The organism is Rhizobium phaseoli, from assembly GCF_003985125.1.
In the GTDB taxonomy this organism is placed as follows: domain Bacteria; phylum Pseudomonadota; class Alphaproteobacteria; order Rhizobiales; family Rhizobiaceae; genus Rhizobium; species Rhizobium phaseoli.
Map to the genome: position 1 here is coordinate 13536 of NZ_ML133604.1, position 16085 is coordinate 29620.

A 16085-nucleotide genomic window follows, 5' to 3' on the forward strand; every position below is an offset into this window, starting at 1 on the left:
GCTACGGGAATGACTTGATCGGCCCGACGGACTAGACGCGACCCGCGCGCGCACCGTAGATGATTGCGGCAAATGCAATGATCACGCCCTGGACGATAAGCTTGCCCGGCTCCTGGATGCCGAAGACGGTCAGCATCGCGAACAGGAAGCTGAAGGCAACGACGGCAACGAACGGCCCGGCGACGCCGCCCCGGTCGACGCCGAACGTCACACCGCCGAGGATCGTGGCGGCGAGCGCATTCATGAAGGTGTCGAAGCCTGGCTTGATGGTGCCGACCGCCAACGCGGATACCTGGACCAGGGCCGCGATGCCTGTCAGGGCGCCCGCGAGCGTGTGCGAGACAAAAATCGTACGTGCCAACGGAATTCCTGTAGTTTCCGCCGCCCTCGGATTGTCGCCGACGGCCCTGAAGTAACGCCCGACGATGAGAAAGCGAAATGCGATAGAAATCAGGGCGGCGATGACGATCCACAGGACCACGGAATAGGAAAGGCCGTGGATATTGCCGCTCGTAAGTATTCGAAGCCAGCTTGGCGTTGAACCGGGCGCGCGGCCGGCGCTCATGTATTGGACGATCCCAATCAGAATGGCCGAAACACTTAGTGTGGAGATAACGGCAGAAGCGCGCACGTATGCTACGAGTATTCCGTTTACACCCCCCACAGCTAGCCCGATCACAACAGGCATGAGGACGGTCATTAGCGGTGGATAGTTGTTGAGCTGGCCCGAGCTGGCCAGATAAATCGCGAACGCGAAAATACCGCTGACAGAGAGATCGATGGATCGCACCCGCATGACAAGCGACTGGGCGAGCACCGCGATCCCGAGCGGCGCTGACTGCTTGAGGATTACAAACCAGTAGTTGGGATTTATGAGCGTGGCGCTCACTGCTGGAGCAACCGCAACCAGGATTGCGAGCACATAGTATGCGGGCGGTAGCCCGAGTATCCACGAAATGGCGCTCTTACCCCTCAATGAGCGAGATGGTGCTTCAGTTTTCGAGTCTGATGTGGTCATCGAGAAGTCCATCTCTTTCAAAGTCCGATTGTTTTGCGTCGCTGCGAAACGACGAGTACGAGAAGCAACACACCCTTGACGACCGACTGAAGAAATGCAGAGACGTTGGCCAGATTCATCACATTATTCACTGTCCCGAGGATCGCCGCGCCAACGACGGTTCCCACAATGCTTCCGATGCCCCCGGCGAGGTGGACCCCGCCCAATGCTGCAGCCGTTACAGACTCAATCCCGAATGAAGCGCCGCCCTTAGGATCACCCGATGCAAGGCGACCTGCAAGAAACATCCCCGCAGCGCATGCGAATAGAGCGGAAAGAACATACGCTTTGATGATGGTGCGCTCGACGGGAACACCGTTCATCCGTGCGTTGAAGTCATTGCCGCCGGAAGCGAAGAGGTAGAGGCCGAAGGGACGACGATAGAGAATCCAGGATGCGAAGAGCGATGCCGTGATCAACCAAAACAATGAGTTAGGTACGGGGCCGATGGATCCGGCTACCGAGCCAGAAAGCCACTCCGGAACGCGCCCACCTGGGATTGGCAAAATGATCAACGCGATACCTTGGCCGATGCCCATTGTTGTCAGCGTCATGATGATTGGATGTACATTGAGGCGCGCGACACCGTAACCGTTCGCTACTCCGAACCCCATCGCCACCGCGATGCAGATAAGCACGCGGGTTATCTCAGGAAGATCAAGCGTCATGATCGTCGTCGTTAGACTGATGACGGACCCAACCGACACGTCGAGGCCGCCAGTGAGAATGACGAACGTCTGACCGAGAGCCGAGATGACGAGCACCGTCGATTGCGCCAGGAGATTAGACAAATTCTCCGGATCCATGAAGTCCGGCAATAATATTACCGAGGCGACAACCATCACCAGGAGCGTTCCAATGGAAAGCCCGATCGCTCCCGCGCGATAAGGGAGCTTCAGGCGACTGGCAAATGAATTCATAAGTTATCCTCCTCAATGCACCGCAGCACGGGGATCCGGTGACGCACTCGCCCCCAGCGCAGTCTCGAGGATTTTTTCCTCGGTCGCCCCCTCTGCGGACATCTGCCCGACGATCTTCCTGTCATGAACGACCAAAATGCTGTCGCAGAGCCCTATAAGCTCAGCGTGCTCGCGCGACGAAACCACGACCGCACCGCCACGATCACTGAAGTCCCGCAGCAATCTGTAAATCTCTGCCTTTGCACCGACGTCGACGCCGCGCGTGGGCTCCTCAATAACGAGGATGTCCACTCCGGAGAGCAACCAGCGGCCCAGCAGCACCTTCTGCTGATTCCCGCCCGAGAGTTTACCTACGGGCGCATTGGGATCGGCGGCCGCAACTCGTAACGACTTGATCACCTCGCGGACCTTCGACACCGATCGCCACGCAACGCTTGCCATATTCCGATTGAGCTGTTTTCCCAGCGCGATGTTGTCGTAGATAGGCAGGCGCAGGAACAGCCCTTCCTGCTTCCTGTCCTCAGGGATAAAACCGATTCCTGATGCGACCGCGCGAGCGAACCCTGACCCTACATTCACCACGTGCATGCTGTTGTCGGGGCCGGCACGCCACACGGCGATGGCCTTTGGCGATTCAACGCCCACAATGGCACGCATTATCTCTCGCTGGCCCTGTCCTTCGAGCCCTGCCAGCCCGATGATTTCACCTTTTCTGACAACGAAAGTGACTGTCGAGCTGCTGTCGTCGAGGCGCAAGTCCGAAACCTCCAGCATTGCCGCTCCGGTGGCCTGCGAGCGCGGCGGAAAGAAGTTCTGAAGTTCGCGACCAACCATTGTCGCTACCAGCGTTTGCAAGTTGAAGTCCTGCGCTCTTGCAGTCCTTACCCAAGCGCCATCTTTCATGACGGTGATGGTGTCGCATAGTTCGAAGACTTCATTCATGCGATGAGAGATGTAGACAACAGCCTTATGTTGAGCCTTAAGGTCGCGGATAACCTTGAAAAGATGCGCGACATCGGTCGAGTTCAACGCCGCCGTTGGCTCGTCGAAGATGAATACGTCCGCGTTCGACGTAAGTCCCTTCGCGATCTCTACTGCCTGCTGCTGCGCGACAGTCAGTGTCTCGACGATCGCGGTTGCGTCGAGCTGTGGAAATACGTCAGCCAGCAAAGCGCGAGCGCGTTTCACTACCTCGACGCTATCGATCGAACCGTCAATGCGACGAGGTTCGTGGCCCAGGAACATGTTCTCAGCAACGGTGAGATTGGGGATCAGGGTAAACTCCTGAAACACCGTCGACACTCCCGCCAACCGTGCCTCCTTAGGGGAACGGAAATTGACTTCCTCCCCGCGGAGCCGAACACTTCCTGCGCCCGGCTGATATACCCCCGCCAGAATACGCATCAGGGTGGACTTCCCCGCGCCGTTTTCCCCCATCAGAGCGTGCACGGAGCCACGTTCCAGGGAAAAGCGAACGTCCGAAAGGACTTTCGTGAAACCAAACGATTTGTTGATGCCGACCATCTCGACAAGCGTGCTCATGGGAATTTCCATCTTCGACAGGGATACGGGCACGAGTGATCGTGCCCGTAGTTCATCAAGCCTTGAAATAATCAAGGAGCTTTTCGTTCGGCATTTCGGTCGGCGCCCAGTACGCATCAGTGAGATCTGCGCGATAGAACTGGGAGAGCGTCTCGTCGGTGATCGGCTTGGGGCGGTTCGTCCAGTTACGCTGAATCGGCTTCCCATCCAGCAAGGCGAAGGCGGCCCGTAGCGCGGCAGTAGACAGAGCGGGTGGGCAAATCGGACCGATCGAGGAAAGTTTTTCGTCATTCCAACGACGCATCCAGCCGTTAAGTGCTTCGCCCGTGATTGGCGGGATCGTTGAGGCGCCACCCTCCTGCAAGGCATCCAAAACGCCAAGAGACATGTTGGCTCCATCGGTCCAGATGCCCGCGACATCTGGGTCGGAGAGATACAAGCTCTCGGCGATCTTCTTTGAGTCCTCATAAGACCAGCTTCCGTGCTGGGTCGACGTGATCTGAAGTCCAGACTTGCTGAAGACTTCCATGGCGCCTGCATAACGATCTGCATCGATGGGATGCCCGGCGACGCCACGCAGAACCCATACCTTGCCCTTGTTGCCAAGCTTGTCGACGAGGAACTGAGCCATCACGCGCCCGAAATAGAAGTCGTCGCCCTGGACCTGAACCGTAAACTCCTCGGTGTCGACGCGTCCGAGATAGACTACGGTTGGAATGCCAGCAGCCTTTGCCTTCTTGATGCCCTCGACGGCGGAACCGGTGGTTAGCGGTGCGATGATGATCGCATCGACCTTCTGGGCGATCAGATCCTCGATATCGGCAACTTGTTTGGAGGCATTGAGATCAGCGCTCCGGAACTGGTAATCAGCGATCCGATCCTTGTTCTTTTTTATTTCATATTCGGCTTCAAACGCCGTCTGGTAGGTATGCGTTGAACCAGCGAGGCCGTAGTGGCTGTGTCCGATCTTCCACGGGCCTGACTTCTTGAACTTACCCGCGTCGACAATTGGGTTGGCGCCTTCGGAGGGCCAAGTGTCAGGTAGGAGACTGATCGCGTCGTCGGCGCGAAGAATCCCCGGCATTCCGAACGTGCCGGCTACAGCAATTGCCCCGCTCGATTGTAGAAATGTACGTCTCTTCATGAAAATTCCTCCTCCGGCCGCTCTGGGCGGCATTGTCTGTTAAGGCGAGAGCCTTGCCTTCCCAAGCCGTGCCGGACTCTCCTCAATACGGCGGAGTGCATTGGTATGAGCTATCAGACAATCTGTCAATAAATATAAACTTCGACGTTTGTTTTTTCGACATCGTTTTGTTTTCACTTGCACATAGTCGCACTTGACGGATTGTCCGATAGTGCGACAATATTCGTGTTCGCTAAATCGATGGGAGGGTTATGAATGTCCACTCTGGTGATTGTCCGGCATGGCCAAAGCGAAGGGAACGCGCGCGGGGAGTTCACGGGTACGAGCGACGTTCCGCTCACACAGGAGGGCTGGTCTGAGAGCAGGCGAGCCGGCTCACTGCTCGCGAACCTCGGCATCTCGTTCGATATTGCGTTTAGCTCTGCCCTCTTGCGCACAGTCGACACTTGCAGAGCGATTTTGAACGAAACCAACGGCGATCTGCTGGAGCCAATCAGGAGAACCGAGTTGAACGAACGCGACTACGGACAGCTCACCGGCATCAACAAGAACGTGGCACGTGAGCGGTGGGGCCAGGATGTTGTCCAGGTTTGGCGCCGCTCGTACAGCACTCCACCACCTGGGGGAGAAAGCATACGGGACATAAGCGCGAGGGTTCTGCCCTTTTTGATAAGCGAAGTGTTCCCCCCCTTGTTGAGAGGGAAATCGGTTCTTGTGGTGGCCCACGGGAATACGATCAGGTCACTAAAGCAGGGCATCGAACGCCTCACGATCCAGGATACGCTCGCTATTGAGTCACCGACCGCCGCGCCAACTGTATACCGGATTGCGTCGGACCTCTCGATCATCGAGAAGACTAACGTCCTGGTTGGTACTGTCTGTTAAGCCTGGCTGGCAGTAGCATCGTTTGTAGTCGGTTGAACTTGGCAATACCTGTCTCGAAGCTGTCGAAAGCCTTCAGAACCGGCTCGACGTCGGCAAGCGACGCCATTCGGCTCGCCTCACACGTTGCTACTAAATTTTCGTCTGCCGATCTTTCAGCCCAAAGCGGGACAAGACGCATGCTCCCTTTCGAACATGCATCGGAACCCTTTGATCACTTCAAATCAGCGTTCACTCGTGACTTTGCAAAAATGCAGCCCTGCTCCGGTTGAACTGATCTAATTTAATAGAGTAATTATTGACTGATTGTCTGACGATGAGTACGTTCGCGCGAATTGCGTTGTGAGCCTTGGAGGAACAGTTACATGAAGCAGGCATATGCGGCGGTCTCGCGCGAAAAGGCGAAGCCCTTGATCTTGGAGTGCATAGGGATTGAGGAACCTCGTGCAGATGAGATTTTGGTCCGCATCGTCGCATCGGGGGTATGTCATACCGACCTGGTGGTCAGGGACCAGGGATATGACGTACCTCAACCTGTTGTGTTGGGACACGAAGGCTCTGGCGTCGTCGAGGCCGTCGGGAGCGCAGTTAAAGATCTTGTGCCCGGTGATCACGTTGCTTTGAGCTACGCCTATTGCGGCAAGTGCGAAAAGTGCCTTTCCGGTACACCTTTCTACTGCGAGGACTTCTTCGGTCGCAATTTCCGCGGCACTCGTCCGGATGGCACCTGCCCGATCCATGATTCTCACGGGAAACAGATTAGTGGCTGCTTCTTCGAGCAGTCGTCATTTGCAACCTACGCCATCGCCAGCGAACGAAACGCCGTGAAGGTTGCAAAGGATGTTCCACTCGAGTTGATCGGACCGCTCGGGTGCGGGCTTCAGACCGGTGCTGGCGCGGTACTGAATTGCCTCAAGCCGAAGCCCGGCTCGTCAATAGCAGTGTTCGGTGCTGGTGCGGTTGGCATGGCGGCTACGATGGCCGCGAAAATCGCCGGATGCGCGACCATCATCGTGATCGACTTGAACGATGAACGGCTGGAACTTTCGCGCGAACTCGGGGCGACGCACACGATAAATGCCCGCAAATTGGACAGCGTTGCCGCGATCAGGAAGATCGTCCCCGCAGGCGTTGATTTCAGCTTGGAATGCACGAGTTCACCGCGAGTTTTCCGTCAGGCAGTCGACTGCCTTGGTACGCCGGGAACATGCGGTCTCGTTGGCTCGTCCGCTCTCGGCACTGAAGGCACGATCGATATCGGGAACTTCCTTTTCGGCCGCACATTGATCGGCGTTGTCGAAGGACAAAGCATTCCGTCCGAGTTCGTCCCGCAGTTGATCGAGTATTGGCAGCAGGGACTTTTCCCGTTCGACAAACTGGTTCAGTTCTATGACCTCGACCAGATCAACGAGGCGATGGCTGATTCGGAGAGCGGCAAAGTCATTAAGCCGATCCTTCGCATGAAGCATTAGTTTTGCGAGACTTTTCGAAAGACAAGACGGACCGCGATTAAATGCGATCCGTCGGAACAGCCGTGCTCAAGACGAGATATGGTCGAACGCTGCTTTCGATGCAATCGCGGGCCACATCACTCCGATACGCCTGCACGAATGATGTGCTGGCAGGGCCCACGCAAAAGCTCTAGGACTCTGCCGGTCAAAGGCGGCCCCCTACAATCACCGGCAGGTAGGTGGCGAGGGCGGCTCCGTTACCCAAGGGGTCCAGAGAACACCTGCGCGCCAAACACTGAAAAGACGTTGTTCCGGCCGACGTGTTCAGCTGACGTGTCCTGGTCCAACAGGTGGCCAAACCGATCGCGCTTTGTCTTAAGATAAGTGATGTTGGACGCGCTAGATGCGGCGATCAGACTCTGGCGAGACGACACGATGACGCCTGACGTTCGCAGCGCCTCTATTTTTGTAGGATTGTTGGTCAGAAGCCGAACGCTGCCGATACCGAGGTCGCGGATGATATCCGCCGCTGCGTTATATTCGCGGGAATCAGATGCGAAGCCGAGTTCCCGATTTGCCTCAAGAGTATCACGACCATGATCCTGCAGGCTGTAAGCCGCGATTTTGTTTCCTAAGCCAATGCCACGCCCCTCTTGCCCACGCATGTAGATCACGCAACCAGCGCCCGCTAACTGGACCGCCCGAAGAGCCATTTCGAGTTGTTGACCGCAGTCGCATCGCATGGACCGGAACGCCTCACCTGTCAGACATTCAGAATGCACCCGTACCAGAACGTCTTCCTTCTCGCACAACTCGCCAAGTGTCAAAGCTAAGTGTTCCGTTCCCGTCAAACTATCGCGATAAGCAATTGCCTTGAAATCCCCAAACCGCGTTGGCATAAAGGACTGCGCGTAACGCTTTACCCTCGTATCACGACTCCTGCAGTACTCAATCAAAGCGTCGATCGTTACTATGTGCAGGCCATGTTCGATTGCGAACTTCTCGAGATCTGGCAGTCGAGACATGGTTCCGTCGTCATTGGCGATCTCGCAGATTACGCCAGCCGGCGCCAGGCCGGCCAGTCGTGCAAGATCCACGGCAGCTTCGGTGTGGCCAGGACGGCCCAGGACACCGAGACGATTTGCACGCAAAGGAAAAATGTGACCCGGTCGCGATAGGTCTTCCGGCCGCGTCTGCGGATCGATGAGCGACTTGACGGTTGCTGCTCGATCTTCGGCTGAAATCCCTGTCGTTGTGCCGTGTTTGCAATCGACGGAAACGGTAAATGCCGTCTGCAGTGAGTCCGAATTACGTGTGACCATCAGGGGGATCTCGAGTTTGTCGAGACGTTCGGCTGGAAGTGGCACGCAGATAAGGCCTCTCGCATATTTCATCATGAAAGCGATGTGCTCAGCTGTTATTTTTTCGGCAGCAACGACTAGGTCGCCTTCATTCTCCCGGTTTTCGTCGTCGACCACGATAACCATCTCGCCCGCTTCGATCGCCTCGATCGCCTCATCTATGCTCGAAAAAGACATGGAATCCTCCTCCTTATTATGGGCTGACGGCGCGACGCGCGGCATCGAGCTCTCTGTCGACAAGCGCGCGCAGGTTCTCAGAAAGAGCATCATTCTGAAAATCTTCATCGAGAGCGAAAATGAAACGGCTATGTATTTGCGCTTCGAAAAAGTCGAATAAGGCTTCCATCGAGGCTTCGACGAGCGGCTTGTGACTCGATGCTTTACCGGTTGCAAAAGGGATCACATAGCGGCCCTTAAGCGCTTTCATGTCGACAAGGTCGAATAAATGCTTCAGCAACCCAGTGTAAGATGCTTTGTAGACCGGACTACCAACAACTAGCACGTCACTAGCCAAAATATCGTTGAGTGCCGCTTTAACAATCTCAGCGGCGCTGGAGGGCAACACTGTTGCCCCAAGGTGCGGATGAAGGTCGACAAGGTCCCAGCAGCTTGCTTCGTTGCCGGACGCGCGCACCCGATCCACCATGAAGTCTGCTACGGCCCGGGTTTTCGAGGGGCGCGATAAATTCCCCGTTATTACAACAACTTTCATGTCACAGGACTCCCAACATTCTCGCATAAGACAATCTTACAATTTTCACTCACACCGCAATGGAGGTCGTTGAGGACCCGTGGGGGCAAAAATAGTCCTGCGGTGTCCTGAGCCCTCACAACCCGTAATTTCCGAACCTCGAAGGCTGGATTGCGTCGCAGAAGTCTTCTGTCTCGTACGACTTTATTCTCTCAATGGGTGGGCTCGCCGTGCAAGCGAACCTATTGTCTGCAACCCCTGCCGCTTTTACCGACCCAGCACGTTTGCGTTAGAACCTCCTGGACACGGAATGAGGCGTTGCCGCTTGATATACGGTCCCCGTGGCTCCACCTCAGTTACGACAGGTAGTATCCCGGTCACTTACGGGAACTCTGGTGAGCTTGCCTTCGATGGATCATGGGCGAGCCAAGGTTTCGCATGCGATACCCATACGTTTGACATCGGCACACTTCCAGGATCGGTATCGAACGTGCCGGCTCTAACGACTTTGAGCTCCGGGCTGGCCGGCCGCTCCGCATAAACGTGCGAGCCACATACCGAACAAAACCACCGCAGCTTTCCAGGCGTCGATTCGAAGCTATGAAGCGTATCTTGGCCTGTAAGGATCTTGAAGTGCTCGCTTTTCACCTTCGCAGCGGTATTGTGATCAGCGGCGTGTGACTTCCGGCATGTTTGACAGAAGCAATTCCACATGGGTCCATCAATTTCCTGAACCTGGTACGTAACCGCTTTGCATTGGCATGATCCGAAGATTGGCATCGGGTATCCTTTCACTGATTCATTACGTTGATTTCAAATTTCTCGTCGCCGCTAAGCCAGCGTTTGATGTTGCGCGCAGCCTGGCGGATGCGGTGTTCGTTCTCGACGAGCGCCAGACGGACGTAGTCGTCGCCCATTTCGCCGAAGCCGATACCCGGTGCAACGGCGACGTCGGCCTTCTCGACCAGCAGCTTGGAAAACTCCAGCGAACCGAGGTGACGGAACTTTTCGGGGATCTTCGCCCAGGCGAACATGGTGGCAGCCGGCGGCGGCACCTCGAAGCCGGCCTTGCCGAAGCTTTCGACCATGACGTCGCGGCGACGCTTGTAGACGTTGCGAACCTCCGCAATGTCGGAACCGTCGCCGTTCAGCGCATGGGTCGCGGCCACCTGGATCGGCGTGAAGGCGCCGTAGTCGAGATAGGACTTGACGCGGGTGAGCGCCGCGATCAGCCGCTCATTGCCGACGGCAAAGCCCATGCGCCAGCCGGGCATGGAAAAGGTCTTCGACATCGAGGTGAATTCGACGGTCACATCCATTGCACCAGGCACTTCGAGAACCGATGGCGGCGGAGCGCCGTCGAAGTAGATCTCGGAATAGGCAAGGTCGGAAAGCACGATGATGTCATGCTTCTTGGCGAAGGCGACGACGTCCTTATAGAATTCGAGCGTCGCGACGAGGGCCGTCGGGTTCGACGGATAGTTGAGGATCAGCGCCAACGGCTTCGGGATCGAATGCCGGACCGCCCGCTCCAGCGGCGGGAAAAAGCTCTCATCGGGTTCCACCGACATCGAGCGGATCACGCCGCCCGCCATCAGGAAACCGAAGGCGTGGATCGGATAGGTCGGCTTCGGGCAGAGGATCACGTCGCCGGGCGCGGTGATCGCCTGCGCCATGTTGGCGAAGCCTTCCTTGGAGCCCAAGGTGGCGACCACCTGGGTATCCGGGTTGAGCTTGACGCCGAATCGGCGGGCATAATAGGCGGCCTGGGCGCGGCGCAGCCCCGGAATGCCCTTGGAGGAGGAATAACGGTGGGTGCGCGGATCCTGCACGACCTCGCACAGCTTGTCGACGATCGACTGGGGAGTCGGAAGGTCAGGGTTTCCCATGCCGAGGTCGATGATATCGGCGCCGCCCGCTCGCGCGCTTGCTTTCAAACGGTTGACCTGTTCGAAAACATAAGGCGGCAAACGTTGAATTCTGTGAAAGTCCAGCACACTATTTCCAATCAAATCGCAGATACCTCCCGCGCCGATTATAGAAACCGACGCGGGAGGCTGGGAGGTCTCCTTCCGGAGAACATTCATTACTTCTTCGGCCGCCAAGCTAACGGATCTTCAGGACGTTCGAAGTAGTTTGCAGCGACGTCTGCAGGCCACCAGCCGTTGTTCTTCGGCTCGATCCAATCCGTAGAATTGGGATCGCAATCTTCCTTCAGCACTTCCTTCACGTCATCAATGGTGTAAGGAAGCGCAGGACGAAGAATCGACTGGATCTTTGGTCCCTGGCCTTCGAGCGTTCGCATCATGACGTCCCACACAAGGCGGGCATCAGACCGCGGCGGCCAGAAATGGAAGCTCTTGCTTATGAAATCAGGGTTCTTACGCCAGTAGCAGGCTGCGGAAGCCTCACCCCCGAGCACGATAGGCATCATGTCGCGGCCGGATTGCTGTACTGCGTTCACGACACCGTTTTCTGAAGCGGACTGAACGAGAATGCCATTAACCTCAGCAAGATTGGTGGCAAGAAACTTCTGAACCTCAACCTGGGCGACCTGGTCGGTCCATTTGCCAGCTATCGTGCCTACAATTTTGATACCGGGGAATTTATCGAACGCGTTCTTCGCGCCGATGTCGAAGCTGTCCGATGATGCGAAACCGGGGATGCCCGATACCATCAGGACGTTGCCTTTTTCACCGATTTCCTTGGCAAGCCATTCAGCAGCCTTGTAGCCACCGTCGGTGTTATTCTCTGTGGCATTGATTGCGTAGGGTGATGTGACATAGCCCGAGACTGAGAAGACTGGCACGCCTTTCGAATGAGCATACTCTATGGTCTTGTTAAGTGCGGTAATGTTCGAGCAGCAAATGACGATCGCATCAACACCGTCGTCAACCATCTGCCGCATCTGCTGGATTTGGACAGCGTCTTTGAGGTCAGACTGCGTGACGATAAGATCGGAGACTAGGCCTGCGTCCTTATATTTCGGAAGCAATACGTTGGTGAATTCGTCCAGGATGTTCGCGCGCCAGGTATTACCGGCATATGTGGATGCATAACCAATTTTCCACGGCGGTGGACGTTTTGGAACAAAATCCTTGTACACCGTCCCCCCGAGCGGAATGGCGGGATCGATATTCTCGTAAAGCGCCTTTTGGTCCGGCGGCAACGAATCGAGGCCGTCAGCCTTCGCCACGCCGTTCATGTGATAAAGGCTCGACAGCGTAAAAAGCGCTGCAACGATTTTCTTCAGCATTCAGGGCCTCCTCCCCTTGTGGTTCCGCTCAACCGCCGGCCCCTTTGGCCGCCAGCCGCGAAAATCCTGCCAGAATCTGGCAGAGTTCGTGTCGGGACGGCAATCGCCGTCCCGAGGACTGGTTCAGTTGCGCAGACCGGCTTGCTTGAGCAGCGGCATGACACGGTCGTTAAAGAAGGGAAGTTCCTCGTTGTAATCGACCATTGTCAGCAAGGCGCCGTTGACGCCTGTATTGCTGAGATCCACGAGCTTGTCGGCGACTTGTTCTGGATTGCCGACGATCGGGTATCCACCCCAGCCAGCGACAAAGCGTTCCTTGAATTTTTGATACATTTCGGCAGAATGGTTTTGAGATTGCACCTGCAGAACTTCACAGATGTTCTCGCATGCCTCCCAGTCACCCTTCTGGTTGACGTAGTAGTCGTAGTATTCCTTTGCTTCCTTCTCCGTTTCGCGAACGATAACGGGGCAAGCTGTGAATGTGCCGAGATCACGGTTATATTCAGTACGCGCCAGATCCTTCACCTTTTTGACCCAGGCAGCGCCGGATTCCATGTCTTGCATGAAGCCGAAGTTGAAGTCGCAGAACTTGGCGGTGAAATGCAGTCCCTTGCCCGAGGCGCCGGCGCAGATCAGGAGCGGGCGACCCGCCTTGTTGTAGGGTTTGGGTTCACTGAAGGCGTCTTTGACTTTGAGGAACTCGCCTTCGAAGGTAACGCCATTGCGTTTCCAGAGCGTCTCGACGATATCCATCCATTCGGTGGCGTATTCATAGCGGGTGTCGTGCTCCATCATAGGAACTCCGAACATTTCCATTTCGGGAGTGAACCAGCCGGTAACGAGATTGAGGCCGTATCGACCCTTCGAGATGTGATCGATTGTTGTCGCCATCTTGGTTGCAACAATCGGGTTTAGCGTCGGAATGTGAGTCGTTGAGAAGAACTGGAGCTTCGTGGTGACCGCCGCGAGAGCGGCCGCCCAGGTGAACGTATCCATGTTCACGCCATTGAAGTTTGAAGGACCGCCAAAACCACGCCAGCGTGCAATCGGCACCATGCATTCCCAACCGGCTGCCTCAAGCTTCTTTGCAATCTCGACGTTGTGGTCGAAGGTAGGTTCGAACGTTGTCTCAGCGAGCGTAATCGCGCATGCATTCGAGCAATTCGTGCCAAATACGCCGAGCTTGAGCTTGTTATCATTGAACATTGGGTTTCCGGCAGCGCGGAAATCGTCTTGTGCGGTCACTGTAGTCCCTCCTCGGGCTGGCAACGGATGATGCTCAGCCCACTCAAATGCGTTGAATAACTAGATGCCCATCTCGTCGAAAACTTCCGCTGCCACGCGGAAGCTGTCGATGGCCGCAGGAACACCGCAGTAAATCGAAACCTGGAGGAAAACCTCCCGAATTTCCTCTTTGGTAAGACCGTTGTTGATTGCTCCGCGAACATGCAGTTTCAGCTCATGCGGACGATTGAGGGCCGAAATCATCCCGAGATTGAGGATGCTGCGCTGCTTGCGCTCCAGGCCCGGCCGATTCCAAATCGCGTCCCAGCAGTATTCCGTGACGAGGGTTTGCATTGGCCAATTGAAGTCGGTGGCTTTGCTGACCGACGCATCAACATAGGCCCCCCCCAAGACTTCGCGCCGGGTCTTTAGTCCGCGCTCGAAGCGCTCTGTGACTTCACGTCCATGAATTTCTCTTGCGGGTGCCATATTGCTCACGCTTTTCTCCTTGCCGCCCTTGGGCTTTCGATGAGTGATGTGATTGGTGGTTAAAGCCACCTACTATGCGGCCGATCCACTGATGGACGACGACCTGACGAGTTGACCGTTTTCGTAGAGAAGCGGCGCGATTGACTCGATGAACCGTGCTTCGAGCACTTCTCCGAGCACAACATCATGCGTTCCAACGTGAACGACATCTTTTAGCTTGCAGACAAACGCCGCCTGCGCATCGGACAGGACCGGCATGCCGTCGAGAGACAGCCACTCGCCGTAATGAAAGCGCTCTTCACCCTTCAATTGCCCACTGAACAGCGGCACAAGATCGGCATGTGACAGATGCAGCATGTTCACGGCGAACTTCCCGGAGATCTTCAAAGGCTGATTCACCGAAGCCGATTGGTTGATGCAGACAAGAACAGTTGGTGGGTCCGCGGTAACCGACTGGACCGCGGTGGCGGCCATGCCATGACGGACCCCGTTGAGTTCGGTCGTGATCAAGCAGATGGTTGATGTGAACCGACGCATAGCTGCCTTAAAAGCCAACTGCGCCTCAGTGCTGGTATCGGCCATATTGTCCTCCCACGGCCAAATTCGATCGAGTCTAGATAAACAGATCAGCAGACAATCTGTCAACCGGATTTTCACAATTGACAGATTGTCTGCTAAAATGTCTTCTAAGGCACCCAAAAATGAGGAGATGGTCGATGGATCTGGATCAAAGGGTTTGTATCGTCACAGGGGGCGGCAGCGGCATTGGTCGTGCGACCGCCGAGCTTTTCGCAAAGAACGGCGCCTATGTGGTTGTTGCTGATGTCAATGAAGACGCCGCGATTCGTGTGGCGAACGAGATCGGCTCGAAGGCTTTCGGTGTTCGCATCGACGTCTCGTCCGCCAAGGACGCGGAAAGCATGGTTGAGAAGACGACCGCAAAGTGGGGCCGGGTCGACGTGCTCGTCAATAATGCCGGGTTCGGAACGACGGGGAATGTGGTGACCATTCCTGAAGAAACTTGGGACCGGATTATGTCCGTAAACGTCAAAGGGATCTTCCTTTGCTCAAAGTACGTCATTCCTGTTATGCGACGGAACGGCGGAGGTTCGATCATCAATACGACTTCCTACACCGCAACCTCAGCAATCGCGGACAGGACTGCCTACGTAGCATCGAAAGGAGCAATATCTTCGCTGACGCGCGCGATGGCCATGGATCATGCGAAAGAGGGAATTCGTGTCAACGCGGTCGCTCCAGGGACAATCGACTCTCCTTACTTCACGAAAATCTTCGCCGAAGCGAAGGACCCCGCGAAGCTTCGCAGCGATTTCAACGCCCGTGCCGTCATGGATCGGATGGGGACAGCTGAAGAGATTGCTGAAGCAATGCTTTTTCTTGCTTCCGATCGTTCGAGGTTCGCGACCGGTAGCATTCTGACGGTCGATGGCGGCTCCTCGATCGGAAACCACCTGGTCAAGTGAAGGAAAGGGCGGCACTCGTCATGCCCTTACATTTGAGGCAGGAACACCGGGTATAAGGCTCCAGCCTCGTTGATCATTGACGTGTTCGCAACCCGTCAATGACAGCACAGAGCTGTTGGCCTAGGCGCAGCTCTTGTCGGACTTGCGGCACGCTCCAGCAAATATGATAGAGAAGGAGAAGGACTGCCGGCGACAACTAGATCTAACAGCGGAAACTGGATCAAGGACATTTCGCAATTTTTGTCGAATAACCCCACGATGTCGGTCAGATGATGTCATGCGAATGCCGACCTTCCGGAATAGCCGCATGCTGGTTCCGAATGCCCTCTATCGCAACGCTGTCGGCATAAGTTTAGTCCGGAATACAAGGTGATACGATCGTGTCCCGGGAGGTGGTGTAGGTCGCGGCTGATGGCCGTGCTTTCCCGACATGGGTCGGAAGGGAATATCAGCGTCCCACAGCGGGGCAGGCTGATTTGGGGATCATCGCTCATTTGGGCCATGGTCTCAAGCGTCATATACCTGGCGCGTTGAACGGCCCATTCATCATTCTGTTCGAGCAGCAATGCACCGACGAGACGGAC

Annotated in this window: 15 protein-coding genes and 1 pseudogene; 3 read left to right on the forward strand and 13 right to left on the reverse strand. The window is 55.9% G+C overall.

The genetic code is table 11. From position 1 onward, the window contains the following. Positions 1-31: 31 nt before the first annotated feature. From EFD56_RS30890 to EFD56_RS30905, 4 genes are read right to left on the reverse strand one after another with little or no spacing between them, the layout of a single operon-like run. Complete coding sequence (locus EFD56_RS30890) at positions 32-1030, reverse strand: ABC transporter permease (RefSeq protein ID WP_026188838.1); 999 nt, start codon at positions 1028-1030, stop codon at positions 32-34. A 5-nt stretch (positions 1031-1035) separates the two neighbouring features. Next, entirely contained in the window at positions 1036-1977 is a 942-nt protein-coding gene (locus EFD56_RS30895; protein WP_004671512.1) for an ABC transporter permease, read from the reverse strand. Between the two features lie 12 nt (positions 1978-1989). Beyond that, positions 1990-3519, reverse strand: a complete 1530-nt coding sequence (locus tag EFD56_RS30900) for a sugar ABC transporter ATP-binding protein (RefSeq protein WP_170965714.1) — start codon at positions 3517-3519, stop codon at positions 1990-1992. A 55-nt stretch (positions 3520-3574) separates the two neighbouring features. Then, complete coding sequence (locus tag EFD56_RS30905; protein ID WP_037145479.1) at positions 3575-4663, reverse strand: substrate-binding domain-containing protein; 1089 nt, start codon at positions 4661-4663, stop codon at positions 3575-3577. Between the two features lie 255 nt (positions 4664-4918). Between EFD56_RS30905 and EFD56_RS30910 the strand changes: the two genes are divergently transcribed. After that, entirely contained in the window at positions 4919-5548 is a 630-nt protein-coding gene (locus tag EFD56_RS30910; protein ID WP_008534389.1) for a 2,3-bisphosphoglycerate-dependent phosphoglycerate mutase, read from the forward strand. 362 nt (positions 5549-5910) lie between these two features. Continuing rightward, entirely contained in the window at positions 5911-7017 is a 1107-nt protein-coding gene (locus tag EFD56_RS30915) for an NAD(P)-dependent alcohol dehydrogenase (protein WP_037145482.1), read from the forward strand. Positions 7018-7253: 236 nt separating this feature from the next. On the opposite strand, the gene EFD56_RS30920 is transcribed toward EFD56_RS30915, so the two are convergent. The 8 genes from EFD56_RS30920 to EFD56_RS30955 all read right to left on the reverse strand — a co-directional run bounded on the left by EFD56_RS30920 (position 7254) and on the right by EFD56_RS30955 (position 14599). Continuing rightward, positions 7254-8534, reverse strand: a complete 1281-nt coding sequence (locus EFD56_RS30920; protein WP_037145498.1) for a bifunctional 3,4-dihydroxy-2-butanone-4-phosphate synthase/GTP cyclohydrolase II — start codon at positions 8532-8534, stop codon at positions 7254-7256. A 16-nt stretch (positions 8535-8550) separates the two neighbouring features. After that, positions 8551-9069 (reverse strand): NAD(P)H-dependent oxidoreductase, encoded by a 519-nt coding sequence (locus EFD56_RS30925; protein WP_004671524.1) that lies wholly within the window; start codon positions 9067-9069, stop codon positions 8551-8553. Between the two features lie 360 nt (positions 9070-9429). Next, the gene (locus EFD56_RS30930; protein ID WP_008534386.1) at positions 9430-9828 is read right to left on the reverse strand and encodes a GFA family protein; all 399 of its coding nucleotides are present in this window, start codon (positions 9826-9828) and stop codon (positions 9430-9432) included. A gap of 11 nt (positions 9829-9839) precedes the next feature. Next, on the reverse strand, positions 9840-11135 hold the full coding sequence (locus EFD56_RS30935) for an LL-diaminopimelate aminotransferase (protein WP_425376314.1): 1296 nt from the start codon (positions 11133-11135) through the stop codon (positions 9840-9842). After that, positions 11135-12304 (reverse strand): ABC transporter substrate-binding protein, encoded by a 1170-nt coding sequence (locus tag EFD56_RS30940; RefSeq protein ID WP_037145486.1) that lies wholly within the window; start codon positions 12302-12304, stop codon positions 11135-11137. Before EFD56_RS30940 ends, EFD56_RS30935 begins: the two co-directional genes overlap by 1 nt. Positions 12305-12427: 123 nt before the next feature. After that, entirely contained in the window at positions 12428-13549 is a 1122-nt protein-coding gene (locus EFD56_RS30945; RefSeq protein WP_011053356.1) for an LLM class flavin-dependent oxidoreductase, read from the reverse strand. A gap of 60 nt (positions 13550-13609) precedes the next feature. Next, positions 13610-14017 (reverse strand): carboxymuconolactone decarboxylase family protein, encoded by a 408-nt coding sequence (locus EFD56_RS30950; RefSeq protein ID WP_008534380.1) that lies wholly within the window; start codon positions 14015-14017, stop codon positions 13610-13612. 72 nt (positions 14018-14089) lie between these two features. After that, the gene (locus EFD56_RS30955; RefSeq protein WP_008534378.1) at positions 14090-14599 is read right to left on the reverse strand and encodes a flavin reductase family protein; all 510 of its coding nucleotides are present in this window, start codon (positions 14597-14599) and stop codon (positions 14090-14092) included. 134 nt (positions 14600-14733) lie between these two features. Here EFD56_RS30955 and EFD56_RS30960 point away from each other — a divergent pair, with 134 nt between their 5' ends. Next, positions 14734-15501 (forward strand): SDR family oxidoreductase, encoded by a 768-nt coding sequence (locus EFD56_RS30960; RefSeq protein ID WP_037145488.1) that lies wholly within the window; start codon positions 14734-14736, stop codon positions 15499-15501. 464 nt (positions 15502-15965) lie between these two features. Here EFD56_RS30960 and EFD56_RS30965 read toward each other — a convergent pair. Beyond that, positions 15966-16085: pseudogene (locus EFD56_RS30965) on the reverse strand (IS256 family transposase); the annotation flags it as partial.

What these genes read in the sequence shown, in the direction of transcription:
- EFD56_RS30900 (WP_170965714.1), bottom strand. Translation starts at nt 3,519, where the DNA reads ATGAGCACGCTTGTCGAGATGGTCGGCATCAACAAATCGTTTGGTTTC.
- EFD56_RS30930 (WP_008534386.1), bottom strand. Translation starts at nt 9,828, where the DNA reads ATGCCAATCTTCGGATCATGCCAATGCAAAGCGGTTACGTACCAGGTT.
- EFD56_RS30915 (WP_037145482.1), top strand. Translation starts at nt 5,911, where the DNA reads ATGAAGCAGGCATATGCGGCGGTCTCGCGCGAAAAGGCGAAGCCCTTG.
- EFD56_RS30955 (WP_008534378.1), bottom strand. Translation starts at nt 14,599, where the DNA reads ATGGCCGATACCAGCACTGAGGCGCAGTTGGCTTTTAAGGCAGCTATG.
- EFD56_RS30920 (WP_037145498.1), bottom strand. Translation starts at nt 8,534, where the DNA reads ATGTCTTTTTCGAGCATAGATGAGGCGATCGAGGCGATCGAAGCGGGC.
- EFD56_RS30905 (WP_037145479.1), bottom strand. Translation starts at nt 4,663, where the DNA reads ATGAAGAGACGTACATTTCTACAATCGAGCGGGGCAATTGCTGTAGCC.
- EFD56_RS30895 (WP_004671512.1), bottom strand. Translation starts at nt 1,977, where the DNA reads ATGAATTCATTTGCCAGTCGCCTGAAGCTCCCTTATCGCGCGGGAGCG.
- EFD56_RS30940 (WP_037145486.1), bottom strand. Translation starts at nt 12,304, where the DNA reads ATGCTGAAGAAAATCGTTGCAGCGCTTTTTACGCTGTCGAGCCTTTAT.
- EFD56_RS30960 (WP_037145488.1), top strand. Translation starts at nt 14,734, where the DNA reads ATGGATCTGGATCAAAGGGTTTGTATCGTCACAGGGGGCGGCAGCGGC.
- EFD56_RS30935 (WP_425376314.1), bottom strand. Translation starts at nt 11,135, where the DNA reads ATGAATGTTCTCCGGAAGGAGACCTCCCAGCCTCCCGCGTCGGTTTCT.
- EFD56_RS30910 (WP_008534389.1), top strand. Translation starts at nt 4,919, where the DNA reads ATGTCCACTCTGGTGATTGTCCGGCATGGCCAAAGCGAAGGGAACGCG.
- EFD56_RS30950 (WP_008534380.1), bottom strand. Translation starts at nt 14,017, where the DNA reads ATGGCACCCGCAAGAGAAATTCATGGACGTGAAGTCACAGAGCGCTTC.
- EFD56_RS30925 (WP_004671524.1), bottom strand. Translation starts at nt 9,069, where the DNA reads ATGAAAGTTGTTGTAATAACGGGGAATTTATCGCGCCCCTCGAAAACC.
- EFD56_RS30890 (WP_026188838.1), bottom strand. Translation starts at nt 1,030, where the DNA reads ATGGACTTCTCGATGACCACATCAGACTCGAAAACTGAAGCACCATCT.